23 protein-coding genes are annotated in these 24,030 nt (G+C 65.4%); 1 reads left to right on the top strand and 22 read right to left on the bottom strand.

The features are described 5' to 3' along the window. Window positions 1–65: 65 nt before the first annotated feature. The 18 genes from ACA097_RS22350 to leuC form a co-directional block, all read right to left on the bottom strand. Entirely contained in the window at window positions 66–818 is a 753-nt protein-coding gene (locus tag ACA097_RS22350; RefSeq protein ID WP_371370560.1) for an SDR family oxidoreductase, read from the bottom strand. Window positions 819–832: 14 nt separating this feature from the next. After that, complete coding sequence (locus ACA097_RS22345; protein ID WP_371366075.1) at window positions 833–2,044, bottom strand: O-succinylhomoserine sulfhydrylase; 1,212 nt, start codon at window positions 2,042–2,044, stop codon at window positions 833–835. A 13-nt stretch (window positions 2,045–2,057) separates the two neighbouring features. Next, on the bottom strand, window positions 2,058–3,563 hold the full coding sequence (purF, locus tag ACA097_RS22340; RefSeq protein ID WP_371366073.1) for an amidophosphoribosyltransferase: 1,506 nt from the start codon (window positions 3,561–3,563) through the stop codon (window positions 2,058–2,060). Window positions 3,564–3,665: 102 nt separating this feature from the next. Continuing rightward, entirely contained in the window at window positions 3,666–4,208 is a 543-nt protein-coding gene (locus tag ACA097_RS22335; RefSeq protein ID WP_156958048.1) for a CvpA family protein, read from the bottom strand. A gap of 92 nt (window positions 4,209–4,300) precedes the next feature. Next, entirely contained in the window at window positions 4,301–4,966 is a 666-nt protein-coding gene (locus ACA097_RS22330; protein ID WP_371366070.1) for an SPOR domain-containing protein, read from the bottom strand. 27 nt (window positions 4,967–4,993) lie between these two features. Continuing rightward, the gene (folC, locus tag ACA097_RS22325) at window positions 4,994–6,271 is read right to left on the bottom strand and encodes a bifunctional tetrahydrofolate synthase/dihydrofolate synthase (RefSeq protein WP_371366068.1); all 1,278 of its coding nucleotides are present in this window, start codon (window positions 6,269–6,271) and stop codon (window positions 4,994–4,996) included. Next, a complete protein-coding gene (gene accD, locus ACA097_RS22320; RefSeq protein ID WP_371366066.1) occupies window positions 6,268–7,143 on the bottom strand; it encodes an acetyl-CoA carboxylase, carboxyltransferase subunit beta in 876 nt (291 codons plus the stop codon). The genes folC and accD overlap by 4 nt, the downstream gene beginning before the upstream one ends. Before the next feature lie 216 nt (window positions 7,144–7,359). Further along, window positions 7,360–7,992, bottom strand: a complete 633-nt coding sequence (locus ACA097_RS22315) for a phosphoribosylanthranilate isomerase (RefSeq protein ID WP_371366064.1) — start codon at window positions 7,990–7,992, stop codon at window positions 7,360–7,362. Between the two features lie 57 nt (window positions 7,993–8,049). Beyond that, entirely contained in the window at window positions 8,050–8,904 is an 855-nt protein-coding gene (gene truA, locus ACA097_RS22310; protein WP_371366062.1) for a tRNA pseudouridine(38-40) synthase TruA, read from the bottom strand. Window positions 8,905–8,975: 71 nt separating this feature from the next. Further along, the gene (locus ACA097_RS22305) at window positions 8,976–9,233 is read right to left on the bottom strand and encodes a hypothetical protein (protein ID WP_371366060.1); all 258 of its coding nucleotides are present in this window, start codon (window positions 9,231–9,233) and stop codon (window positions 8,976–8,978) included. A 194-nt stretch (window positions 9,234–9,427) separates the two neighbouring features. Then, window positions 9,428–12,211 (bottom strand): FimV/HubP family polar landmark protein, encoded by a 2,784-nt coding sequence (locus tag ACA097_RS22300; protein WP_371366058.1) that lies wholly within the window; start codon window positions 12,209–12,211, stop codon window positions 9,428–9,430. Between the two features lie 168 nt (window positions 12,212–12,379). After that, window positions 12,380–13,372 (bottom strand): aspartate-semialdehyde dehydrogenase, encoded by a 993-nt coding sequence (locus ACA097_RS22295; RefSeq protein WP_371366056.1) that lies wholly within the window; start codon window positions 13,370–13,372, stop codon window positions 12,380–12,382. A gap of 104 nt (window positions 13,373–13,476) precedes the next feature. Beyond that, entirely contained in the window at window positions 13,477–14,430 is a 954-nt protein-coding gene (locus ACA097_RS22290; RefSeq protein ID WP_371366054.1) for a FimV family protein, read from the bottom strand. Window positions 14,431–14,659: 229 nt separating this feature from the next. After that, a complete protein-coding gene (gene asd / locus ACA097_RS22285; RefSeq protein ID WP_043253558.1) occupies window positions 14,660–15,772 on the bottom strand; it encodes an aspartate-semialdehyde dehydrogenase in 1,113 nt (370 codons plus the stop codon). A gap of 80 nt (window positions 15,773–15,852) precedes the next feature. Then, on the bottom strand, window positions 15,853–16,935 hold the full coding sequence (leuB, locus tag ACA097_RS22280; protein WP_043253559.1) for a 3-isopropylmalate dehydrogenase: 1,083 nt from the start codon (window positions 16,933–16,935) through the stop codon (window positions 15,853–15,855). 72 nt (window positions 16,936–17,007) lie between these two features. After that, window positions 17,008–17,772 carry a class I SAM-dependent methyltransferase gene (locus tag ACA097_RS22275; RefSeq protein WP_371366051.1) on the bottom strand — a complete coding sequence of 255 codons (765 nt, stop codon included), beginning with the start codon at window positions 17,770–17,772 and terminating at the stop codon, window positions 17,008–17,010. Window positions 17,773–17,806: 34 nt separating this feature from the next. Beyond that, window positions 17,807–18,451 (bottom strand): 3-isopropylmalate dehydratase small subunit, encoded by a 645-nt coding sequence (gene leuD / locus ACA097_RS22270; RefSeq protein ID WP_160287775.1) that lies wholly within the window; start codon window positions 18,449–18,451, stop codon window positions 17,807–17,809. An 11-nt stretch (window positions 18,452–18,462) separates the two neighbouring features. Then, complete coding sequence (gene leuC / locus ACA097_RS22265; RefSeq protein ID WP_371366049.1) at window positions 18,463–19,890, bottom strand: 3-isopropylmalate dehydratase large subunit; 1,428 nt, start codon at window positions 19,888–19,890, stop codon at window positions 18,463–18,465. Between the two features lie 171 nt (window positions 19,891–20,061). Here leuC and ACA097_RS22260 point away from each other — a divergent pair, with 171 nt between their 5' ends. Next, window positions 20,062–20,955 (top strand): LysR family transcriptional regulator, encoded by an 894-nt coding sequence (locus tag ACA097_RS22260; protein ID WP_043253563.1) that lies wholly within the window; start codon window positions 20,062–20,064, stop codon window positions 20,953–20,955. Window positions 20,956–21,012: 57 nt separating this feature from the next. Here ACA097_RS22260 and ACA097_RS22255 read toward each other — a convergent pair whose 3' ends face one another. The 4 genes from ACA097_RS22255 to ACA097_RS22240 all read right to left on the bottom strand — a co-directional run bounded on the left by ACA097_RS22255 (window position 21,013) and on the right by ACA097_RS22240 (window position 24,016). Next, a complete protein-coding gene (locus ACA097_RS22255; protein ID WP_043253564.1) occupies window positions 21,013–21,459 on the bottom strand; it encodes an Hsp20 family protein in 447 nt (148 codons plus the stop codon). A gap of 156 nt (window positions 21,460–21,615) precedes the next feature. Continuing rightward, the gene (locus ACA097_RS22250; protein WP_371366046.1) at window positions 21,616–22,575 is read right to left on the bottom strand and encodes a tRNA dihydrouridine synthase; all 960 of its coding nucleotides are present in this window, start codon (window positions 22,573–22,575) and stop codon (window positions 21,616–21,618) included. Window positions 22,576–22,641: 66 nt separating this feature from the next. Continuing rightward, window positions 22,642–23,085 (bottom strand): thioesterase family protein, encoded by a 444-nt coding sequence (locus tag ACA097_RS22245; protein ID WP_043253566.1) that lies wholly within the window; start codon window positions 23,083–23,085, stop codon window positions 22,642–22,644. Window positions 23,086–23,170: 85 nt separating this feature from the next. Next, window positions 23,171–24,016 (bottom strand): alpha/beta fold hydrolase, encoded by an 846-nt coding sequence (locus ACA097_RS22240; protein ID WP_043253567.1) that lies wholly within the window; start codon window positions 24,014–24,016, stop codon window positions 23,171–23,173. Window positions 24,017–24,030: the final 14 nt, after the last annotated feature.

Below are 24,030 nucleotides of genomic sequence, written 5' to 3'. Positions count from 1 at the left end.
AAGCAGCGCAGCGGAAAAGAAAAAGGGCGACCCTTGGGCCGCCCTCCTTCACCATCACCTCGACCTCAGTCGAGGTAGATCATCTTGCGTGTCATGCCGCCGTCGACGACGAACTCCTGCCCGGTGACGAAGCCGGCGTTCTCGCCCAACAACCAGGACACCAGCGAGGCTACATCCTCCACAGTGCCAACGCGCCCGACCGGATGCTGGTCGTGATCCAGCTCGGTGAGCGGCACAGCTGCGCGCTCGCTCGGGTCGCGTGCATCGATCCAGCCCGGGCTGACCGCATTGACGCGAATCTCCGGACCAAGGCTCACGGCCAATGCGTGGGTCAGTGCCAATAGACCACCCTTGCTCGCCGCGTAGGCCTCCGAACTGCGTTCGGACTGGTGCGCACGAGTCGAGGCGATATTGACGATGCTGCCCTGGTGCGCGCGCAGATACGGCGCACAGTGCTTGGCCAGCAACATGGGCCCGCTGAGGTTGACCGCCAGGGTGCGGTTCCACTCGTTCAGCGTGAGGCTTTCCAGCGGCGTTACGCCCGGGCGCGCGATGGCGGCATTGCAGACCACCGCGTCGAGCCGGCCGAACTGGCCGAGCACTTCCGCCACGGCCTGCGCCACCTGGCTTTCCTGGGATACGTCGAGGCCAATGAACCAGGCCTTGTCGCTCAGGGCCTCGGCAACCTTCGAGCCGCGTTCGCGGTCCTGGTCGACCAGCACCACCTGCCAGCCCTCGGCGATCAGCCAGGCGCAGATGCCCAGGCCGATGCCCCGCGCCGCGCCGGTTACCAGCGCGACCTTGCCGTTGCCAATGATGGTTGCGAGATCGCTCACAGTGCCGCCAGGCCTCGTGCCAGGTCCTTCTTGATGTCTTCCAGGTCTTCCAGACCGACCGCGACGCGGATCAGGTTGTCGCGGATGCCGGCGTTGGCGCGCTCCTGCGGCGACAGGCGGCCGTGGGAGGTGGTCGCCGGGTGGGCGATGGTGGTCTTGGTGTCACCCAGGTTGGTGGTGATGGAAATCATCCGGGTGGCATCGATGAAGCGCCAGGCTGCGGCCTTGTCGCCCTTCACCTCGAAGCTGACTACCGCGCCGAAGCCCTTCTGCTGCCGCTTGGCCAGCTCGTGCTGCGGGTGGCTGGCGAGGCCCGAGTAGTAGACGTGCTCGATGCCCGCCTGCTGCTCCAGCCACTCGGCCACCGCCTGGGCGCTGGCGCAATGCGCCTGTATGCGCACGCGCAGGGTTTCCAGGCCCTTGAGGAATATCCAGGCATTGAATGGGCTGAGGGTCGGGCCGGCCGTGCGGAGGAAGCCGACAACGCCTTCCATCAGCTTGCGGCTGCCAGCAACCACGCCGCCCATGGTGCGCCCCTGGCCGTCGATGTACTTGGTCGCCGAGTGGATCACCACGTCCGCGCCGAGCTTCAGCGGCTGCTGCAGCGCCGGGGTGCAGAAGCAGTTGTCCACAGCCAGCAGAGCGCCTTTGGCGTGGGCGATTTCGGCCAGCGCGGCGATGTCCACCAACTCGGCCAGCGGGTTGGACGGCGACTCGACGAAGAGCAGCTTGGTGTTGGGCTTGATCGCCGCTTCCCAGGCCTTGAGGTCGCTCAGCGGCGGGTAATCGACTTCCACGCCGAAGCGCTTGAAGTACTTCTCGAACAGGCTGATGGTCGAGCCGAACACGCTGCGCGAGACCAGCACGTGGTCGCCGGCGCTGCAGTGGGTCATCACCAGCGAGAGGATGGCCGACATGCCGGTGGAAGTGGCGACCGCCTGCTCGGCGCCTTCGAGGGCGGCGATGCGCTCCTCGAAGGTGCGAACGGTCGGGTTGGTGTAGCGCGAGTAGACGTTGCCCGGCACTTCGCCGGCGAAACGCGCGGCGGCGTCGGCGGCGCTGCGGAACACATAGCTGGAGGTAGGGAACAGGGCTTCGCCGTGTTCCCCTTCCGGAGTGCGCTGCTGCCCGGCACGTACCGCCAGGGTGTCGAAGGCTGCATCGTCCAGGTCGCTATCGAGGCGACCGGCTTCCCATTCCCTTGCCATGCCCTGGCCTCCCTCAGTCGTTGTACAGGTCGATGATGGCGCTGACCGCCTGAGCCTTGACCTTGCTGGCGTCGTTGCGCGCCTGCTCGATCTTGTTCAGGTAGGCCTCGTTGACGTCACCGGTCACGTAGTTGCCGTCGAACACCGCGCAGTCGAAGTGCTCGATCTTGATCTTGCCGCCGCCGACCGCGTCGATCAGGTCCGGCAGGTCCTGGTAGACCAGCCAGTCGGTGCCGAGCAGCTCGGCGACTTCCTCGGTGCTGCGGTCATGGGCGATCAGTTCGTGGGCGCTCGGCATGTCGATGCCGTAGACGTTGGGGTAGCGCACTGCCGGGGCGGCGGAGCAGAAGTAGACCTTCTTCGCGCCGGCCTCGCGGGCCATCTGGATGATCTGCTTGCTGGTGGTGCCGCGGACGATGGAGTCGTCGACCAGCATCACGTTCTTGCCGCGGAATTCCAGCTCGATGGCGTTGAGCTTCTGGCGCACGGATTTCTTGCGCGCAGCCTGGCCCGGCATGATGAAGGTACGGCCGATGTAGCGGTTCTTCACGAAGCCTTCGCGGAACTTCACGCCCAGGCGGTTGGCCAGCTCCAGCGCGGAGGTGCGGCTGGTGTCCGGGATCGGGATGACCACGTCGATGTCGTGGTCCGGACGCTCGCGAAGGATCTTCTCGGCCAGCTTCTCGCCCATGCGCAGGCGCGCCTTGTAGACCGAGATGCCGTCCATGATCGAGTCCGGACGGGCCAGGTAGACGTGCTCGAAGATGCACGGCGCGTACTTCGGATTGGCCGCGCACTGGCGGGTGAACAGCTTGCCTTCCTCGGTGATGTACACCGCTTCGCCCGGAGCCAGGTCGCGGATCAGGGTGAAGCCGAGGACGTCCAGGGCCACGCTTTCCGAGGCGATCATGTACTCGACGCCGTTCTCGGTGTGGCGCTGGCCGTAGACGATCGGGCGGATCGCGTTCGGATCGCGGAAACCGACGATGCCGTAACCGGTGATCATCGCCACCACGGCGTAGCCGCCGACGCAGCGGGCGTGCACGCCGGCAACGGCGGCGAAGACGTCTTCCTCGGTGGGCTGCAGCTTGTTACGCACCGCCAGCTCGTGGGCGAAGACGTTCAGCAGCACTTCCGAGTCGGAGTTGGTGTTGACGTGGCGCAGGTCGGATTCGTAGATCTCGCGCGACAGCTGCTCGACGTTGGTCAGGTTGCCGTTGTGCGCCAGGGTGATGCCGTAGGGCGAGTTGACGTAGAACGGCTGGGCCTCGGCCGAGCTGGAGCTGCCAGCGGTCGGGTAGCGCACATGGCCGATGCCGACCTTGCCTACCAGGCGCTGCATGTGACGCTGCTGGAAGACGTCACGGACCAGGCCGTTGTCCTTGCGCAGGTACAGCCGGTCATCCTGACAGGTAACGATGCCGGCAGCGTCCTGGCCGCGATGCTGGAGAACGGTGAGTGCGTCGTACAACGACTGATTGACGTTCGACTTGCCCACGATACCGACGATGCCACACATGCGACGCAACCCCTAGTTGGTGTTTCAGGCTAAACAGAATTCCGTTGTTGCCGGACCCGCGGGACCGGCTCCGGGCGGCGACCTCGCCGCCCACCCCTGCCATCACTGGCCGGGGATCAAGCTCCCCATGCCGACGGGCGGGGCCAGATGACCACTGGCGAACCATTGCCCGGCGAATTTGAGAACGATGTTCTTCGACCAGTCGGCCACCAGCAGGAAATGCGGCAGCAACACCGACTGCTGCCACCATGGGTCCTGCTGGACAGGCGCGAGGCTCAGCAGACCGACCAGCAGCACCACCAGCAACACGCCACGGGCGCCGCCGAAGGCCATGCCGAGCACCCGATCGGTGCCGGACATGCCGGTGACCCGGACCAGTTCGCTGATGAGGTAATTGACCAGCGCCCCCAGCATCAGAGTGGCGAGGAACAGCAGCGCGCACGCCGCGATCACGCGGCCCGACGGCAGTTGGATGTAGGGAGCCAGGTGTTCGGCGAGCGCACCGCCGAACATCCACGCGACCGCGCCCGCGACAATCCAGGTGAGCAGGGACAGGGCTTCCTTGACGAAGCCTCGGCTCAGACTGATCAGGCTGGAAACGACGATGATGCCGATCATCGTCCAATCGACCCAGGTAAATGCCACGTTGCGGCCCAGAAACGAAAAAGGCCCCGCATTTTAGCAGAGCCCTAGGGTTTAGCGGAGCCCCCGATGCAACGGGAGCCATTTATCGGTGATCAGCCGCGCTCCGGCTGGAAGCGCACCACGAATCCATTGAGTTTCTGCTGCTTGCTCAACTGCTCTTTCAGGCGATCCGCCTCGGCGCGCTCGACCAACGGACCGACGAACACCCGGTTCATGCCGTCGGCGCTGCGCACGTAGGCGTTGTAGCCCTGGCTGCGCAAGGTTTTCTGCAATTCTTCGGCGCGCGCGCGATTGGACAGGCTGGCCAGTTGCACCGACCAGCTCACCGGCAGGTTGTCGCCATCCAGGTGCTGAGCCGGGGCCGGCGCAGCTGCCTGCTGCTGGACCGGCGCCGCCGGGCGCGGTGCCGGAGCGACAGGCTGCGGCGCAGGCGCCTGCGGCAAGGTGGCGATAGGCGCGCTGGGCTGAGTGACGGGCGCGCTGGGCACTGGCAAAGCGGCCTGGGCCGGCGCCTGTTCGGTGGCCGGAGCCTGCGGCTGGGCCGCTTCGGCATCGACGGCCTGGGGTTCGGGAACCGCGGTCGGCTGGACGGCCACCGCCGGCATTTCCGGCGCCTTGGGCATGCTCGGGGCGTCGACCACCACCTGGCGCATCTCGTCCTGGCGGCTGAACAGCATCGGCAGGAAGATCACCGCCAGCGCCAGCAACACCAGCGCACCGACGATCCGCTGCTTGAGCCCCTTATCCAGCATTGCCATTGCCACTCCCCCTTTCTTGACTACTTATCAGGCCTGGTCGTCCAACCAGCCCAGGGCATCCGCCACGCTGTAGAAGGAACCGAATACCAGGATTTCGTCATCCGCCGTTGCCTTGGCGCATTGCGCCTCGAGCGCGGCTGCGATGTCGGCATGCACACTGACCTGCGCCCCCCGCGCAGACAATGCCGATTGCAGCTCCTCTGCCGGCCGCGAACGCGGCGTCGGCAAGGGCGCGACCGCCCAATCCTGCACCAAGCCGAGCAAGGGTTCCAGCACTCCTCCCAGATCCTTGTCCGCCAGCAGGCCGAAAACCGCCAGGCGCCGACCGCTGAGCGGCCGCGTGGCCAGTCGGCGCGCAAGATATTCGGCAGCATGCGGGTTGTGGCCGACATCCAGCAGAAGATGACGCGGCTCGCCCTTCCAGCTCGCCACACGACTATCCAGACGCCCGGTCACGCGAGTGCGCAGCAGCGCAGCCAGCAACCGCTCGGGTTGCCACGGCAGGTCCAGCAAGGCGTAGACCTGCAGGGCCAGCGCGGCGTTTTCCATGGGCAGGTCGAGCAGGCTCAGGTGATGCAGGCGTAGCGGCGTGCGATCAGCGCCGCGGCCGTGCCAATGCCAGTCGTGCTCGCCAATCGCCAGGTCGAAATCGCGACCGCGCAGCAGCAGCGGCGCACCCAGGGCGCGAGCCTGATCCAGCAGGGGTTGCGGCGGCTCAAGATCACCGCACACGGCAGGCTTGCCGGCGCGGAAGATGCCGGCCTTCTCGAAGGCCACGCTTTCGCGGGTATCACCCAGCCAATCGGCGTGATCGAGGCCAATACTGGTAACCACGGCGACGTCGGCGTCGATCAGGTTGACCGCATCCAGCCTGCCGCCGAGGCCCACTTCCAGCACCACGGCGTCCAGACCGGCACGCTCGAACAGCCAGAAGGCCGCGAGGGTGCCCATCTCGAAGTAGGTCAGGGAGATTTCGCCTCGCGCCGCCTCGACGGCGGCGAAGGCTTCGCAGAGCGCCTCATCGGAAGCCTCGCGACCTTCGATCTGGACACGCTCGTTGTAGCGCAGCAGGTGCGGCGAGCTGTAGACGCCGACCTTCAGCCCCTGCTCGCCGAGCAGTTCGGCGAGGAAGGCGCAGGTGGAGCCTTTACCGTTGGTGCCGGTGACCGTGATCACACGCGGCGCCGGGCGTCCCAGGCCGAGGCGGACGGCCACCTCGCGGGAGCGCTCCAGCCCCATGTCGATTGCGCTGGGATGGAGCTGTTCGAGGTAGCCGAGCCAGTCGGCGAGGGAGCGCTGACTCATCCTGCGAGGGCGGTGCTGGGGGTGTTGGTGAACTTGGCCAGCAGGCTGGCCAGGCGCGCACGCATTTCCGAGCGGTGCACGATCATGTCGATGGCACCGTGGGCCAGCAGGAACTCGCTGCGCTGGAAGCCTTCCGGCAGCTTCTCGCGCACGGTCTGCTCGATCACGCGCGGACCGGCGAAGCCGACCAGCGCCTTGGGCTCGCCGACGATGACGTCACCCAGCATCGCCAGGCTGGCAGAAACACCACCGTAGACCGGGTCGGTCAGCACGGAAATGAAGGGAATGCCTTCCTCGCGCAGACGTGCCAGCGCCGCGGAAGTCTTGGCCATCTGCATCAGCGAGATCAGCGCTTCCTGCATGCGCGCACCGCCCGAGGCGGAGAAGCAGATCATCGGGCAACGCTTTTCCAGGGCGACGTTGGCCGCACGTACGAAGCGCTCGCCAACGATGGAACCCATGGAGCCCCCCATGAAGGAGAACTCGAAGGCGCACGCCACGACAGGCATGCCCTGCAGCTTGCCGCTCATGGAGATCAGCGCGTCCTTCTCGCCGGTGTCCTTCTGCGCGGAGACCAGGCGGTCCTTGTACTTCTTGGTGTCACGGAACTTCAGGCGATCCACCGGCTCGAGGTCGGCGCCGAGCTCTTCGCGGCCTTCGGCATCGAGGAAGATGTCCAGTCGGGTGCGCGCACCGATACGCATGTGGTGGTCGCACTTGGGGCAGACGTCCAGGGTCTTCTCCAGCTCCGGGCGATACAGCACCGCGTCGCAGGACGGGCACTTGTGCCACAGGCCTTCCGGAACCGAGCTCTTCTTAGCCTCGGAACGCATGATGGAGGGGATCAGCTTGTCTACCAACCAGTTGCTCATGCTCTGTTCTCCAATACGGGGACAGTGCGCTTAGCGGCCTGTTGCCTCGCGCTTGTCCGTGAGCAGAAAAAATCACTTTTGGAACCGCGGCCAGGCCACGGTGCCTCGAAATCTCGGCGCGCCCTGGGCTGCGCCTCGCCAAACCGGCCCTCGGGCCGTCGCTGCCATGCAGCGGCTCGCTAGTGGACGGCGCCCGGCCGCCCGTCGTCACATGTCTCAGCGTTCGCTGTCGGCCAGGCGGCATTGCTGGATGAACGCGCGAATCTTCGCGGCATCCTTGATGCCCTTGCTCGCCTCCACCCCGCCGCTGACATCCACCGCATAGGGACGTACTTGGCGAATTGCAGCGGCAACGTTCTCCGCGGTCAGCCCCCCCGCCAATACCAGCGGTCGCGGCATCTGCTCGGGAATCAGGGACCAGTCGAAAGCCGCGCCGGTTCCACCGGGAACGCCTTCGACATAGGTGTCCAGGAGGATGCCGGAGGCAGCGGGATACTCGGCCGCTTTCGCCGCGATGTCGTCGCCAGCCTTGACCCGCAACGCCTTCAGGTACGGCTTGTGGTAGCCCGAGCAATCGGCGGCGCTCTCGTCGCCGTGGAACTGCAGCATGTCCAGCGGCACGGCATCGAGGATCTCGCCCAGTTCGCAGCGGCTGGCGTTGACGAACAGACCTACGCTGCTGACGAACGGCGGCAACGCAGCAAGAATCTGCCGCGCCTGCTGCACGCTGACCGCGCGCGGGCTCTTCGGGTAGAACACCAGACCGATGGCGTCGGCACCCGCTTCGGCTGCCGCAAGTGCGTCTTCGACCCGGGTAATGCCACAGATTTTGATGCGAACAGCGGTCAAGATGCAGGATCCTTGCAGAAATCAATCAAACGATGGTAGCAAAAGCCCCCAGCCTCGTCAGCCGAGGGTATCGGGCAAAGATGAAAGGAAATGCGGCCCCAGGTAACGCTCCGGCAAATCGAATTCCTCGGGGTATTCCACTCGCACCAGATAGAGCCCGAACGGGTGCGCGGTGACGCCGCCGGCGCGCCGATCACGCGCTTCCAACACCTCGCTCACCCATTCCGGCGAGCGCTCACCCGCCCCGACCGTCATCAGCACGCCGGCGAAATTTCGCACCATGTGATGCAGGAAGGCGTTGGCGCGAACATCCAGCACGATGAAGCGACCGTGCTCGAGGACCTGCAGGTGATGGACAGTCTTCACCGGTGACTTGGCCTGGCACTGCACCGCGCGGAAGGAGGTGAAGTCGTGGGTGCCGACCAGCGCCGTTGCAGCCTCGCGCATGCGCTCGATATCCAGCGGGCGGTGATTCCAGGTGACTTCCTCAGCCATGTGCGCCGGGCGGATCGGGTCGTTGTAGATGACGTAGCGATAACGCCGGGCCATGGCAGAGAAGCGCGCGTGGAAATGCGCCGGCATGACCTTCGCCCAGGTGACGCTGATATCGTCCGGCAGGTTGGCGTTGCCGCCCATCACCCAGGCCTTCAGGGGCCGCTCTACACGTGTGTCGAAATGCACGACCTGACCACTGCCATGCACCGAAGCATCGGTACGTCCTGCGCACATCACGCTGACGGGCTCGGCCGCCACCTCGGACAGCGCCTTCTCCAGAGAAGCCTGGACCGAAGGCACGCCGCTCTCCTGGCGCTGCCAGCCACGGTAGCGCGCGCCTTTGTACTCGATGCCCAGGGCGATTCTGCTGACATCCGCGGCAGCTACTTCGCCCACCGCGCTCTCGAATTCGTTCAAGACCACCATCCATCCGCCTTGCGGAAAAATCAGCCGGCTATTTTGCCTGGATTGAAGGCCCGCCGCGATCCTCAGCGCTGGCGCCAGCGCGGCACCGCCATGCGCAGGATCTTCAGGCAGAACGCCAGCGAACCCAGGCCGACCAGCAACGCCAGGCCGCGGCGCTCGACGGCGAGTTGATCTTCCAGACAAGCCTGTAGCTCGACCAGGCTCAGGCCTAGCAGCGCCAGCACGAACAAGGCACCGGCGACATAGACCTTGATGATCAGCAACAACCAGAACCCACGCAGACGCCGCCTCGGCGCCGCAACCAGAGGTTCGACTCCCACCCCTTCCACCCTGCCCCTCCCTGGGAAACCCCGCTTGCAACAGACAACGCTGCGCACCTCGGATGCGCAGGCGCTCACCCTAGCGACAACTTCGGCGCTGACCAATGCAGGCGTGCCGCGTCGGGACGAACGGCGCCGGCGCCAGAAATGACAATGGCAGCCCTAGGGCTGCCATTGTGCTTGCCGCACGCGCCTCAGACGAGGCTTTCGAGCAGTTGGCGAGCTTCCTGCTGTTGCTGGTCGCTGCCCTCGCTGAGCACCTCGTCGAGGATGTCGCGGGCACCTTCGGTGTCGCCCATGTCGATGTAGGCGCGCGCCAGATCGAGCTTGGTCGCCGCCTCGTCGGCGCCGGAGAGGAAGTCGAACTCGTCGTCCGCCTCACCCTCGTCCAGCGACGAAGCCTCGTCGCTCGCCGCTTCGGCGAACAGCGGCGCGGCAGCGCTTTCCGGCTCTTGCAGATTGCCCGCGAGCTTATCCAACTCGGCGTTCACTTCGTCCAGCTGAGCGGCGAAGCTGTCGCTGGACGGCACGGCGACAGGCGCCTCGTCCGGCAGGGACAGGTCGAAGTCATCCGCCAGCGTTTCCGCAGCGGGCGCAGCGTCTTCGGACAGATCGAAGGAGAAGTCATCAGCCGACGCGGCCGACAGCTCGCCTCCCTCTTCGCTCAGGTCGAGCAGGAAGTCCTCGTCCTTGTCGAGCGCGGGCGTTTCTGCAGCCGGCAGGTCGAAGGCGAACTCGTCCAGGCTGCTGACAGCAGGCGCGCTTTCGGCCTTGGCCAGGTCGGCGTCCAGATCCAGGTCGAAGGCGAAATCATCGCTCGCCTTCGCCGGCTGCACGGCTTCGTCCAGCTTCAGGTCGGCATCCAGGTCGAAGTCTTCCAGCGACAGTTCGTCAGCCTTGGCTTCGGCGGCCGCCACCGGAGCAGCAGGAATTTCGTCACCCAGATGCAGATCATCCAGACCGAGGTCGAAGGCTTCATCCAGGTCGGAAGCAGCGGCCGGCGCAGGCTCGGCAGCGGCGACCGGCTCATGGTCGAGACCGATATCGTCGAGGTTGAAGTCGTCCAGCTCGTCCGACATGGCTGCAGCACCGGCAGCCGCCAGGCCCAGGCCACCGGCGACGGCGGCCAAGGTCGCCATGCTCGGGTAACGGGACTTCAGCTGCTCGACTTGCGGCTCGGCGCCGCCGATTTCACGCAGCTCTTTCTCTTGGCGAGCAAAGCCGTCGCGATCACCGATTTCGGCATAGACCTCCATCAGTTTCAGGCGCAGGTCGTTGCGCTGCGGCTCGTCGTAGATCGCACCCTGCAGCAGCTCTGCTGCCTGGTTGAAACGACCGTAGGCGATATAGATATCGGCCTCGCCCAGCGGATCGCTGGTCTGCGCAGCCACTTTTTCCGGCGCGGCAGCAGCGGTCGGCGCGGAGACGCTTTCTTCGTCGGCCAGGCTCAGGCTGTCGAATTCGCCAGCAGACACGTCCAGCGGCTGCTCGTCGAACGACGATTCGGCAGCGAACTGCTCGGCAGCGGCACTCTCCTTCTGTGCCGCGCGGCGGCGCATCAGCAGGAGAACCACCAGCAGCGCCAGGATCAAGCTGCCGCCGACGGCGGCCAGCAGGGTCGGGTTCGCCAGCAGTTGCTCGATCAGGCCCGGTTCGCTTTCGACCGGCGCTGGCTTGACCGCGGGCTTGGGCGCTGCCGGTTTGACCTCGGCCGGCTTGGCTTCGGCGGGTTTCGCAGCCTCAGGCTGCGCAGCAGGAGCCGGCGCGGCGGCGGAAGCCTGTGCAGCCGGTTGAGCGGCAGGTGCGGCGGCGCCCGGTGCAGCAGCCGGCGCTTGGCCATTAGCCGGGGCCGGCGCAGCCAGTTCGCCTTGCAGGCGTGCGAGCTGCGCGTCCTTCAGTTCGATCAGTTTCTGCAGCTTGTCCAACTGGCCCTGCAGGTCGGTCATGCGGCCTTGCAGGTCGTCGTTCTCGCGACGGGTGCTGTCCAGGCTTTCCTGGGTCACCGCAAGCTTCTCGGAAAGCGCCTTGCCGTCCTTCGCCCCCTTGTCACCGCCCTTGCCCTTGCCGGACTGGCCGGAAACCAGGCGCAGATTGTCCTTTTCCTCGACTTGCGCTGGTGCTGCGCCAGCATTGGCGCGCTGGGTGGCATCCAACTGGCGGTTGCCGGCAGGCAGGCTGCGCCCTTCACGCCAGGCAGCACGCTGCTGGTGGACCTGATCGTCGGCTTGCGCCGCGGTGCGGCTGCGAATCTGCTGAGCGTCGGGCAGGCGCAGGACCTGGCCGCTCTTCAGGCGGTTGATGTTGCCGCCAATGAAGGCATCCGGGTTCATGTCCTGGATTGCCAGCATGGTCTGGTTGACCGTGACGCTGCCGTCCGGGCGCGCGCGGGAAGCGATTTCCCAAAGCGTGTCACGGGAGCCGGTGCGGTATTCGTTGCCTTCCAGGCGGCGCTGCGGCGCGGCAACCGGAGCGGCTTCGACAGCGCGGGGCGCGGCGGGCGCCACCGGCTGGCGAGCGATCGGCGCCGGGGTCGCAATCGGTGCGCGCGGCGCAGCGGCTGCCGCCACTTGCGGGGAATACAGCGGCGGATCGAGCAGCACGGTGTACTCGCGCAGCACCCGGCCGTTCGGCCAGAGCACTTCGACGAGGAAGTTCAGGTAGGGCTCCTGCACCGCCTTTTCGGAGGTCACGTGAATGACGCTCTTGCCGTTGGGCTGGACTACGGCGGTGAACTTGAGGCCGGTGAGGAAGTAACTGCGGTCGACGCCGGACTTGTTGAAGTCCTCCGGCGAAGCCAGCTTGGGAATGATCTCGCCCGAGGACAGGTCACGAATGTCCGTCAGGTCGATATCGGCGTTCAGGGGCTGGTTGAGCGCCGAGTGAAGGTGAATCTCCCCCAACCCGAGCGCATGTGCCATGCCCGTGGTCAACGCCGAAGCAGCCGCGATTGCCTGCACCAGTTTACGAAGCCGGACCATATATTAATCCCTTGTTTTAATAGCTTTTTCTGGATTCGCGCGATCTGAATCAGGTAGCTGCTGCCCGTTATTTCCAGCGCCAAAACGCTGGAAATCCCCCCGTTCAGCCACCCATCAAGCCAGTTTTGCCAAGCTAGAATACTTCTTCAAATATTCGGTAAGTATCTTTTACAGATAGTGTTTTATCAATAATGCGCCCAGCTTCACAGCATTGAGCCCGAAACCTTTTCGCACATTATCAGAAGCAATCCACAAATTAAGCTCGCAGGGATCGAGGAATCCGCTACGTACGCGGCCAACCTTGATCTCGTCCTGACCCAGCGCATCGCCGATCACCGTCGGATAATCGTCCTCGATCAGCTCGATGCCATCAGCCGCGTCAAGGGCCTGTCGCACCGCTGCCAGATCGACCGGTTCGGCCGTACGCAGGCTCAGGCTCAACGCATCGCCGAAGAACACCGGCGCCAGCAGGCAGCTCACCTGCAGCTGTCCAGACAACCCGGGGAACAGCTCGACCAGCTCGTCATGGATGCGCCGCTCAATGGCGCTGTGACCGGATGCATCCACGCTGCCGACCTGGCCCAGCATATTGAAGGCATATTGCCGATCGACGAGACGCGGCTCCAGCGGACGCGCATTGAGCAGCTCGGCGGTCTGCCTTGCCAGCTCCTGCACGCCTTCGCGACCCAGCTGGGAAGCCGACAGGCAGGCCGTCAGGGAAAGGCTGCGCAGTTCAACGCACGACGCCAGCGCGGCCAGCACTTCGCCGACCTCGGCCGCCGCAGCAGCGGGCGCGCGGAGCAGAACCGGCAGTTGCGCCAGCTCGGTACTCTCGGCGTTCAACACCGGCAGCACCAGCGACCCTTCACCGCTGCCGCTCAGGTCGATGACGCTGCAACCCGACGCCAGCGCGCGCGGCGCGTATTCGGCGACCACTTCAGCGGTGGTTGCGAAAAACGCCAGCTTGACCTTGGCAAAATCGAAAGCGGCCAGGTCGCGCACCCGAAGGTTGCGGCCGCGGAACGGCATCGACTTGCCGGCGGATTCGCCACTGGCCAGCAGATGAATGTCCGCTGCCGGAAAATCTCCCTCGTCCAGCAACTCGACCAAGGCTTCGCCAACCAGACCGGTGGCCCCTACTACAGCAATGTCGACGGACATCGAAAATCCCATGCGCTAGATGGACAACAAGCGCAGCACTTTAATGCGCCCTTCCCCGTCCAGGCAATCGGACGCGAGACTTAACATCGCCGCGTCCGTGGCTATTACTGCGTCACTTGCTTGGGATCAGTCGGAACCGCGCTCACGGCAACCGGCCCGGCCTTCGCTGCCGGCGCGCTTGCGGCCTGCCGATTGCGCTCGGCCAGGCGCGCCACCAGCTCCGCCATTTGCGCGTCCTTGAGCGTCACCAGCTGGTTCAGCTTGTCCACCTGCCCCTGCAGGTCGGCGATACGGCTTTTCAGCTCATCGCCCTGGCGCCGCGCGCTATCAAGACCCTCCTGGGCCAACGCCAGGTGCTCGGCAGTGGCTGCATCAGGTGCCTTGGACGAAGCCTTTGCCTGACCGGAGACCAGGTGCAGGCTGTCGCCTTTTGCAGCGACGGCGGGTGCGGCGGCGGGAACGCTTTTGCGCGCCGCATTCAATTGCGGCTTCCGCTCGCGGTGAGACGCGGCGCGAGACTGCGCTTTGCCGGCCTGGCGCGACACGGTTGGCTGACGTATCACGGCTGCGGAGGCGCTGCCCTGCGGAACATCGAGAGCCGGGCCACTGCTGACGGCAGTCGATATAGGCATCGTCGGCGCAGCCGACGTCGCGACGTAGCTTGGCGGGTCCAGCAGCAAGGTGTACTCGCGCAGCACCTGCCCCTGCGGCCAGGCCACCTGCACCAGGAAATCCAGATACGGCTCGCGCATCGGCCTGGAGGATTTCACGCGGATCACCCCACGACCATTGCGACCGACCTCGGCACTGAAGCTCAGGCCAGTCGCGACGACGCTACGATCCAGACCAAGCCGATCGAACGCCTGCTGTGGCGCCAATGCCACCTTGATCTCGTCAGCGGACAGGTCGCCCAGGCTGCGCAGTTCGATCTGCGCGTCGAGCGACTGACCGAGCGCGGTGCGCGAAGAAATCTCGCCCAGCTCGAGGGCGCCGGCACTGGCCGGGAAGAAGGCCGCCGCGATGGCGCCGGCCAGAACGAAGTGCGAAAAGCGGAACATCCCCATCCCCTGCTGTCGATGACTCCTTCCGGCGACCCCAGCTCGCCGGCCCAGCCCACCAGGGCCGGGGCTGCGAGGATAGCCACAGGCCCGCATCGGCCAGGCCGCGCTCCGTCACAGAAAGCGCGTGCGGCGACGGCGAGTTCTCCGTTCTGTCGAATGATCGACCTTTTCGACTTGCACAAAGCAAGACGCCGGCACAGGGCCGGCGTCTTCGAGGGTGTCGCTATCAGCGCTCCAGGAGGATGCGCAGCATGCGCCGCAGCGGCTCGGCCGCGCCCCACAGCAGTTGGTCGCCGACGGTGAAGGCACCGAGGTACTGCGAGCCCATGTTCAGCTTGCGCAGACGGCCGACCGGCACGCTCAGGGTGCCGGTGACGGCAGCCGGGGTCAGTTCGCGCATGCTGATCTCGCGCTGGTTGGGGATCAGCTTGACCCAGGGGTTGTGCTGGCTGATCAGGCCTTCGATGTCGGCCATCGGCACGTCCTTGTTCAGCTTGATGGTCAGCGCCTGGCTGTGGCAACGCATGGCGCCGATGCGCACGCAGATGCCGTCCACCGGGATCGGGCTCTTGAAGCGGCCGAGGATCTTGTTGGTCTCGGCCTGGCCTTTCCACTCTTCGCGGCTCTGGCCGTTGGGCAGTTCCTTGTCGATCCAGGGGATCAGGCTGCCGGCCAGCGGCGCGCCGAAGTGCTCGGTCGGCAGGGCGTCGCTGCGGATGATCTCGGCGACCTTGCGGTCGATGTCGAGGATGGCGCTGGACGGGTTGGCCAGGTCATCGGCGACCGAAGCGTTGATCGCGCCCATCTGCTTGATCAGCTCGCGCATGTTCTGCGCGCCGGCGCCGGAGGCAGCCTGGTAGGTCATGGCGCTCATCCACTCGACGAGGCCGGCTTCGAACAGGCCGCCCAGGGCCATCAGCATCAGGCTGACGGTGCAGTTGCCGCCGATGTAGTTCTTGGTACCGGCATCCAGCGACTGGTCGATGACCTTGCGGTTCACCGGGTCGAGGACGATCACCGCGTCATCCTGCATGCGCAGGCTGGAGGCGGCGTCGATCCAGTAACCCTGCCAGCCGGCTTCGCGCAGCTTGGGGAAGACTTCATTGGTGTAGTCGCCGCCCTGGCAGGTCAGGATGACGTCGAGGCTCTTCAGTTCCTCGATGCTGTAGGCGTCCTTCAGCGGGGCGATTTCCTTGCCAACGGACGGACCTTCGCCACCGACATTGGAGGTGGTGAAGAACACTGGCTCGATCAGGTCGAAGTCCCGCTCTTCCAGCATCCGCTGCATGAGCACCGAACCCACCATGCCACGCCAACCGATCAGACCTACACGCTTCATCGCAACTACACCTTCGAATAAGTAGTGGAACGCCGCCCCGGCCTTTGTCTTGTGTGGCCTGGGGCGGGCGAACCGGGAGATTACAGATTCCGCAGCGCGGCGACTACCGCATCGCCCATTTCGCGGGTACCGACTTTCTTGCAGCCTTCGGACCAGATGTCGCCGGTGCGCAGGCCCTGGTCGAGGACCAGGCTGACCGCCTTCTCGATGGCGTCCGCGGCGGCGGTCTGGTTGAAGCTGTAACGCAGCATCATCGACACCGAGAGGATGGTCGCCAGCGGGTTGGCGATGCCCTGGCCGGCGATGTCCGGCGCCGAACCGTGGCACGGCTCGTACATGCCCTTGTTGTGCGCATCCAGCGAAGCGGACGGCAGCATGCCGATGGAGCCGGTGAGCATGGAAGCCTCATCCGACAGGATGTCGCCGAACATGTTGTCGGTGACCATCACGTCGAACTGCTTGGGCGCGCGGACCAGCTGCATGGCGGCGTTGTCGACGTACATGTGGCTCAGTTCGACGTCCGGGTAATCCTTGGCCACTTCCTCGACGATCTCACGCCACAGCTGGCTGGAAGCCAGGACGTTGGCCTTGTCCACCGAGCACAGCTTCTTGTTGCGCACGCGGGCCATGTCGAAGCCGACACGGGCGATGCGGCGGATTTCACTTTCGCTGTACGGCAGGGTGTCGTAGGACTGGCGCTCGCCGTTTTCCAGCTCGCGGGTGCCGCGCGGGGCACCGAAATAGATGCCGCCGGTCAGCTCGCGGACGATGAGGATGTCCAGGCCGGCGACGATCTCCGGCTTCAGGCTGGAGGCACCAGCCAGTTGCGGATAGAGGATGGCCGGACGCAGGTTGCCGAACAGGCCGAGCTGCGAACGGATTTTCAGCAGGCCGCGTTCCGGACGGATGTCGCGCTCGATCTTGTCCCACTTCGGACCGCCGACCGCGCCAAGCAGAACGGCATCAGCCTTGCGCGCACGCTCCAGGGTCTCGTCGGCCAGCGGCACGCCGTGCTTGTCGATGGCGGCGCCGCCGATCACGTCGTGAGTCAGCTCGAAACCGAGCTGGAACTTGTCGTTGGCCAGCTCCAGCACCTTGACCGCTTCGGCCATGATTTCCGGGCCGATGCCATCGCCGGGGAGAACCAGAATCTGTTTGCTCATCACTTCATTCCTTCGGAATTGGTCAAGGCCGCAGGCGCCTTGGGATCGCCTGCAGCCCTTTGCTTGTAGCGGTTATTTGGTAGCCCAGAGCACCAGCACGTCTGTGCTGAAGGAGCCCTCGGCGTCGATCTCGAAATATTCCCGCACCTCGTCACCCACGGAAAGCTGCAGGGTGCGAATGGCCTGGCGCATCACCTCGGGGGTGCGCATGCGCTCGACCCATGAAGTGAACTCCAGGCGCAGACGCTGGCGGCTGCATCCAGTGACTGCCAGGCCCGCTTCGCCGACCAGGCGCGTCCACTCGGACGGTGAATAGTCGCGCACGTGGCTGGTATCGCGCAGCACTTCCACCGCTTGCAGGTGCGTATCGAGCAGCGGCAAACCGGGCGCCGCCACGTCGATGAAGCAGACCACGCCGCACGGCTTCAGCACCCGGCGCACTTCGCGCAGGGCCTGGCCGACATCTCGCCAGTGGTGCGCGGAATAGCGGCTGAAGACGAAATCGAATGCGCCGTCCTCGAAAGGCAGGCTCTCGGCGACGCCCTGTTCGGTGCGGATGTTGTCCAGGCCGCGCTCGGCGGCGGCCGAGGCCACCACGTCGAGCATCTGCTGGGAAAGATCGTATGCGACGACCTCACCGGCCAGCGAGGCGACCTGGAAGCTGACATGCCCCGCCCCACAACCCAGGTCCAGCACGCGTGCACCAGTGGTCGCCGACAGTCGCTCGCGCAGCTGGGCAAATTCCTCGCCCTGGGCATGTACGGCGCTGTTCAGGTAAGCGTTGGCCTGGGCGCCGAACTGGCGCTCGACCACGGCTTCGTGGTGACTCTGGGTCATGGCTTTCTCCGTTTGCGGGATGGCGCGACGCTTATCAGGCGTCGCGGAACAACCAGGGTTGGCGCTGTTTGTGGCCGACTTCGAAGTCGCGGATGGCATCAGCGGCTTGCAGGGTCAGGCCGATGTCGTCCAGGCCGTTGAGCAGGCAGTGCTTGCGGAAGGCGTCGACCTCGAAGCTGTACTGCTTGCCGTCCGGACGGGTCACGGTCTGCGCAGCGAGATCGACGGTCAGCTGGTAACCCTCGTTGGCCTCGCACTGCTGGAACAGTTCGTCGACTTCCTCGTCCTTCAGGATGATCGGCAGCAGGCCGTTCTTGAAGCTGTTGTTGAAGAAGATGTCGGCGAAGCTCGGCGCAATCACGGTGCGGAAACCGTACTCGTCCAGCGCCCACGGAGCATGCTCGCGGGAAGAACCGCAGCCGAAGTTCTCGCGGGCCAGGAGCACGCTGGCGCCCTGGTAGCGCGGGAAGTTCAGGACGAAGTCCTTGTTGATCGGACGCTTGGAGTTGTCCTGGTTCGGCTGGCCGACATCCAGGTAGCGCCACTCGTCGAACAGGTTCGGACCGAAGCCGGTGCGCTTGATCGACTTGAGGAATTGCTTGGGAATGATCTGGTCGGTGTCGACGTTGGCGCGGTCGAGCGGCGCGACGAGACCGGTGTGCTGGGTAAAGGCTTTCATGTTCGGTCTCCTCAGGCCTGCATCAATTCACGAACGTCGATGAAGCGACCGGTCACCGCGGCGGCGGCGGCCATCGCCGGGCTCACCAGGTGGGTACGACCACCGGCGCCCTGGCGGCCTTCGAAGTTGCGGTTGGAGGTCGACGCGCAGTGCTCGCCGCTCTCCAGGCGGTCCGGGTTCATCGCCAGGCACATGGAGCAGCCCGGTTCACGCCACTCGAAGCCGGCTTCGATGAAGATCTTGTCCAGGCCTTCCTTCTCGGCCTGCGCCTTGACCAGGCCCGAGCCCGGCACCACCAGCGCCTGCTTGACGGTGGCAGCGACCTTGCGGCCCTTGGCCACGGCAGCGGCGGCGCGCAGGTCTTCGATGCGCGAGTTGGTGCAGGAGCCGATGAATACGCGGTCCAGCTGGATATCGGTGATCGCCTGGTTGGCGTTCAAGCCCATGTACTTGAGCGCGCGGACGATGGAGTCGCGCTTGACCGGGTCGGCTTCGACGGCCGGATCCGGCACGTTCTGGTCGACGGCCAGGACCATTTCCGGCGAGGTGCCCCAGCTGACCTGCGGCTTGATGTCCTCGGCACGCAGCTCGACGATGGTGTCGAAGTGCGCGTCGGCATCGGAAACCAGGTCGGACCAGGCTTCGACGGCCTTGTCCCAGTCGCTGCCCTGCGGTGCGAACGGACGGCCCTTCACGTACTCGATGGTCTTCTCGTCGCAAGCCACCATGCCCACGCGCGCACCGGCTTCGATGGACATGTTGCAGATGGTCATGCGGCCTTCCATGGACAGATCGCGGATGGCGCTGCCGGCGAACTCCAGGGCATGGCCGTTGCCGCCAGCGGTGCCGATCTTGCCGATCACCGCGAGGACGATGTCCTTGGCGGTCACGCCGAAGGGCAGCTTGCCCTCCACGCGAACCTGCATGTTCTTCATCTTCTTGGCGACCAGGCACTGGGTGGCGAGCACGTGCTCGACCTCGGAAGTGCCGATGCCGTGGGCCAGCGCGCCGAAGGCACCGTGGGTGGAGGTGTGCGAGTCGCCGCAGACCACGGTCATGCCCGGCAGGGTCGCGCCCTGCTCCGGGCCGACCACGTGGACGATGCCCTGGCGCACGTCGTTCATCTTGAATTCGAGGATGCCGAAGTCATCGCAGTTCTCGTCCAGGGTCTGGACCTGGATGCGCGAGACTTCGTCGGCGATGGCTTCGAGGCCGCCCTTGCGCTCGGCCTGGGTGGTCGGCACGTTGTGGTCCGGGGTGGCGATGTTGGCGTCGATGCGCCACGGCTTGCGGCCGGCCAGGCGCAGGCCTTCGAAGGCTTGCGGCGAGGTCACTTCGTGGAGGATGTGGCGATCGATGTAGATCAGCGACGAACCATCATCGCGGCGCTTCACCTCGTGCAGTTCCCAGAGTTTGTCGTAGAGCGTCTTGCCGGCCATCAGAGAATCCTCATCAGCGTCTTTCTATGCCCCTAGGGCTTGTGGGGGAGATGCTATTAGCCCCCGCCGAATAACTCAAATTCATATTTTTTATTCAAAGGATTCCCACGCGGAATACGAGTAGGTTATGGTTCCAGCGCCGCTCATGGCCCTCCCGGAGTCACCGACGACATGGATCTCACGAGCCTCAATACCTTCCTCGCCATCGCCGAGTCCGGCAGCTTCTCCGAAGCCGGTGAACGCCTGCACCTGACCCAGCCGGCGGTGAGCAAGCGCATCGCCGCCCTGGAAAACCAGCTCGGCGTGCGCCTGTTCGACCGCGTTGGCCGCGAGGTGACGCTGACCGAATCCGGCCGCGCCCTGCTGCCGCGCGCCTACCAGATCCTCAATGTGCTGGACGACACCCGCCGCGCCCTGACCAACCTCAATGGCGAAGTCAGCGGCCGCCTGGTCCTGGCTACCAGCCACCACATCGGCCTGCATCGCCTGCCGCCGCTGCTGCGCGCCTTCACCAAGGCGCACCCGCAGGTAGCCCTCGATATCCAGTTCTGCGATTCGGAAGTGGCCTATGAAGAAATCCTCCACGGCCGCGCCGAGCTGGCGGTGATCACCCTTGCACCGGAAACGGCGGAACCCGTGCGCGCCGTGCCGGTATGGGACGATCCGCTGGACTTCGTGGCCGCGCCAGAGCACCCGCTGGCCATGCAGGGCACGGTGTTCCTCGCCGATGTGGCGCGGCACCCGGCGGTATTCCCGGGTGGCAACACATTCACCCACCACATCGTGCGACGGATGTTCGAGGCCGAGGGGCTGACGCCGAACATCGGCATGAGCACCAACTACATGGAGACCATCAAGATGATGGTTTCCATCGGCCTCGCCTGGAGCGTGCTGCCGCGCACCATGCTCGACGAAACCGTGGTGCGCCTGCCGCTACAGGACATCCAGCTCAGCCGCCAGCTCGGCTACATCCTGCACACCGAGCGCACTTTGTCGAACGCCGCGCGAGCCTTCATGGCTTTGCTCGACGCCCAGGCGGTGAAGCCCATGGCCTGCCTGGTCTGACTAAAACGCGAGCAAAGAAAAAGGCGCCTTGCGGCGCCTTTTTCGTTCACGGGGCTATCAGCCTTCCAGCGCCGGGCGCTGGCCGTTGATGGCGATCCGCTTGGGCTTGGCCTCTTCCGGAATGATGCGCACCAGCTCGATGCTCAGCAGGCCGTTCTTCAGCGACGCGCCGCGGACCTCGATGTGGTCGGCAAGGCGGAACGACAGCTTGAAGGCGCGCTGGGCGATGCCCTGGTGCAGGTAGGTGACATCCTCGGAAGCCCTTTCGCGCTTGCCGCCGGTAACGGTCAACACGTCGCGCTCAACTTGCAGCTCCAGATCCTCTTCCTGCAGGCCAGCCGCAGCGACAACGATGCGGTACTGGTCATCGCCGTGTTTCTCGACGTTGTAGGGCGGGTAGGAACTGCCGTTCTCGCTGCGCAGGGCAGACTCGAACAGGTCGTTGAAGCGGTCGAAACCGATGGACTGGCGGAACAGCGGGGCGAGAGAAAGGACGTTGCTCATGGCGGATCTCCTGAATAATCAGCAAGTTATCTGAATGGAGCCTGTCAGCAGAACTCCGGCGCGGGACCCGTTCGGCCTCCCGCACGGATACAGATAAGGTCGCCAAGGAGCATTTCAAGCCCTTTCTGAAACATGCTTTTCGCAGGTGAAATCCCCTCAGGCGGCTTCTTCGATCTCAACCTGCAGCAACCGGTCGATCAGCTCGCAATCGTGCTCGCGGCGAATCTGCGCAAACAGCTCCACCGCCTCGGGATAACTGCGGGTCAGCATGCCCAGCCACTGTTTCAGGCGCCCCGGCGCATAGCGCGGCGCGAGCTTGCGCCGGGCCTGACGCCAGAAGTCGTCGAGCAGCACGCGCACCTCGTCCCAGGCCATCGGCCGCACTTCACCGCCGTCGCGCCAGGCGGCGATCTGCCGGGCCAGGTCGGGACGGGAAACCAGGCCACGGCCGAGCATGATGTCGTCGACGCCGCTGATGGAGCGGCAGCGCAGGTAATCGTCGAGGGTCCAGACCTCGCCATTGGCGAAAACCGGCACCTTGACCGCATCGGCGACGCGGGCAACCCACTCCCAGTGCGCCGGCGGCTTGTAGCCGTCGACCTTGGTCCGCGCGTGCACTACGACATGCGCTGAGCCGCCATCCGCCAGCGCTCGCGCGCAATCCAGCGCACCGTCGGGCGTCTCGTAGCCCAGGCGCATCTTCGAGGTAACAGGGATGTGCGCCGGCACCGAGCGGCGCACGGCCTCGACGATGGAGAACATCAACTCCGGCTCCTTGAGCAGAACCGCGCCACCTCGGGACTTGTTCACCGTCTTCGCCGGGCAGCCGAAGTTCAGGTCGATCACCGGAGCACCCAGCTCGCAGGCATAGGCGGCGTTTTCCGCCAGGCATTGCGGGTCGGAGCCTAGGAACTGCACGCGCATCGGCGTACCGGCGCGGGTCCGGCTGCCGTGCAGCAGTTCGGGCGCCAGCTTCTCGTAAGTAGCGAGCGGATGCAGGCGATCGGTGACGCGGATGAATTCGGTGACGCACCAGTCGATGCCGCCGACACGGGTCAGTACATCGCGGAGGATCTCGTCGACCAACCCCTCCATCGGGGCCAGGGCAATTTGCACGGGGAACAACCTTTACGGGCGAAGGCCGCGGATTCTAGGGACTCGCGCGGCCCAGGCAAAGCCTCGTCAGACCGGCGCGGCGCCGAGTAGCGCGCGACCGTAGCCCTCGATGAACTCCGCCGGCATGCGCTTGGGCTTGCCGCTGGACAGCTCGATGCAGACGAAGGTGGTGCGGGCGCGCAGCAGGGTGACGCCATCGGCCGGCCGCACCAGCTGGAATTGCCGGTCCATGCGCAGCTTCTGGTCGGACTCGACGATCCAGGTGCCCATCTGCAGTTCTTCGCCTTCGTAGGCGGCAGCCAGGTAGTCGATCTCGTGGCGCACCACCGCCATGGCGCGATCCAGGCGGCGGTACTCGGCGAGGTCCAGCCCCAGGCGCTGCGAGTGGCGCCAGGCGCAGCGCTCGAGCCAGCTGACATAAACGGCGTTGTTGGCGTGACCGAGGCCATCGATGTCCTCGGCGTTGACCGCGATGTCGATGACGAAGGGTTCGGGCAGGTCCCAGGCCATGTGCTTGCTCCAGGCTGAGGCCGGGCCCCTGGGACCCGGCCGCTTGATCGGAGCGCGCAGTTTACAGGCTCGACAGCCCTACGTCTCAGGAGGCCAGTGCCAGCGGCAGCACGCGTGGCGCTTCCTGACCTTCAAGCAGGGCGAGTACCGCATCGCTCAACGCCGCGTCGGCCAGCACGCGCTGATGCCCGCCGCCACTCAGGCGCAGCAGGCGACTGCCAGGCCAGGCAGCGTGAATGGCATCGGCATCGGCCACCGGCACCTGCGGATCGTCCTCGGCATGGACTACCAAGCCAGGGATGGTGAGGTTGTAGCGTTTCACGTCGAGCTGCGCTGCTGGCACACCGGTGTAACGCTCGACCTGGCGGATGAAGCGATGACGCGCCTCGGCCGGCAGGCCGACGAAGCCGGCGAAGCGGCGCAGGACCGAGAGAATTCGGCTCGGCGCAGAGATGGTCACCAACGCCTCGGTCTTCAGGCCCAACTGAGTCGCAAGCAGAGCACTGGCGCCACCCATCGAATGACCAATGACCGCGCGCAACGGCGGCAGTTCGCTGGCGGCTTCAAGCAAGGCCCGGGCGAAGAGCATCGGGTTGGCTTCCCGACCGGGCGAGCGACCATGGGCCGGCCCATCCAGAGCCACTACGGCATAGCCGGCACCGACAAGCTCGCGAATCAGGTGAGCGAACTGCGTAGGCCGCCCTTCCCAACCATGCATCAGCAGCACCGCCGGCCCTTCCCCCCAACGCAGCGCGGAGAGACCAAAGCGCAGGGTGATGCGCTCGGAACTGGCGAGTAACGGCAACTCCCAGTCGCGCGGCGGCAGTGGCCGCGGGGTCATGAAGACTTCACGCATGCGCCCTGCCGCCCATTCCGGCGCCAGGCGCCCGAGGGTAGCGTTAACGCCACGGATCCAGTTCATGCTGTTCATTGCCAGTACCTCCG

Origin of the sequence: Pseudomonas sp. QL9 (genome assembly GCF_041409665.1) — a bacterium.
GTDB classification, from domain to species: Bacteria; Pseudomonadota; Gammaproteobacteria; order Pseudomonadales; family Pseudomonadaceae; genus Pseudomonas; species Pseudomonas knackmussii.
This window is presented reverse-complemented; position numbering and strand designations above follow the sequence as displayed.

What these genes read in the sequence shown, in the direction of transcription:
- ACA097_RS22345 (WP_371366075.1), bottom strand. Translation starts at nt 2,044, where the DNA reads ATGGCAAGGGAATGGGAAGCCGGTCGCCTCGATAGCGACCTGGACGAT.
- purF (WP_371366073.1), bottom strand. Translation starts at nt 3,563, where the DNA reads ATGTGTGGCATCGTCGGTATCGTGGGCAAGTCGAACGTCAATCAGTCG.
- ACA097_RS22330 (WP_371366070.1), bottom strand. Translation starts at nt 4,966, where the DNA reads ATGGCAATGCTGGATAAGGGGCTCAAGCAGCGGATCGTCGGTGCGCTG.
- folC (WP_371366068.1), bottom strand. Translation starts at nt 6,271, where the DNA reads ATGAGTCAGCGCTCCCTCGCCGACTGGCTCGGCTACCTCGAACAGCTC.
- accD (WP_371366066.1), bottom strand. Translation starts at nt 7,143, where the DNA reads ATGAGCAACTGGTTGGTAGACAAGCTGATCCCCTCCATCATGCGTTCC.
- ACA097_RS22300 (WP_371366058.1), bottom strand. Translation starts at nt 12,211, where the DNA reads ATGGTCCGGCTTCGTAAACTGGTGCAGGCAATCGCGGCTGCTTCGGCG.
- ACA097_RS22295 (WP_371366056.1), bottom strand. Translation starts at nt 13,372, where the DNA reads ATGTCCGTCGACATTGCTGTAGTAGGGGCCACCGGTCTGGTTGGCGAA.
- ACA097_RS22290 (WP_371366054.1), bottom strand. Translation starts at nt 14,430, where the DNA reads ATGTTCCGCTTTTCGCACTTCGTTCTGGCCGGCGCCATCGCGGCGGCC.
- asd (WP_043253558.1), bottom strand. Translation starts at nt 15,772, where the DNA reads ATGAAGCGTGTAGGTCTGATCGGTTGGCGTGGCATGGTGGGTTCGGTG.
- leuB (WP_043253559.1), bottom strand. Translation starts at nt 16,935, where the DNA reads ATGAGCAAACAGATTCTGGTTCTCCCCGGCGATGGCATCGGCCCGGAA.
- ACA097_RS22275 (WP_371366051.1), bottom strand. Translation starts at nt 17,772, where the DNA reads ATGACCCAGAGTCACCACGAAGCCGTGGTCGAGCGCCAGTTCGGCGCC.
- leuD (WP_160287775.1), bottom strand. Translation starts at nt 18,451, where the DNA reads ATGAAAGCCTTTACCCAGCACACCGGTCTCGTCGCGCCGCTCGACCGC.
- leuC (WP_371366049.1), bottom strand. Translation starts at nt 19,890, where the DNA reads ATGGCCGGCAAGACGCTCTACGACAAACTCTGGGAACTGCACGAGGTG.
- ACA097_RS22260 (WP_043253563.1), top strand. Translation starts at nt 20,062, where the DNA reads ATGGATCTCACGAGCCTCAATACCTTCCTCGCCATCGCCGAGTCCGGC.
- ACA097_RS22255 (WP_043253564.1), bottom strand. Translation starts at nt 21,459, where the DNA reads ATGAGCAACGTCCTTTCTCTCGCCCCGCTGTTCCGCCAGTCCATCGGT.
- ACA097_RS22245 (WP_043253566.1), bottom strand. Translation starts at nt 23,085, where the DNA reads ATGGCCTGGGACCTGCCCGAACCCTTCGTCATCGACATCGCGGTCAAC.
- ACA097_RS22240 (WP_043253567.1), bottom strand. Translation starts at nt 24,016, where the DNA reads ATGAACAGCATGAACTGGATCCGTGGCGTTAACGCTACCCTCGGGCGC.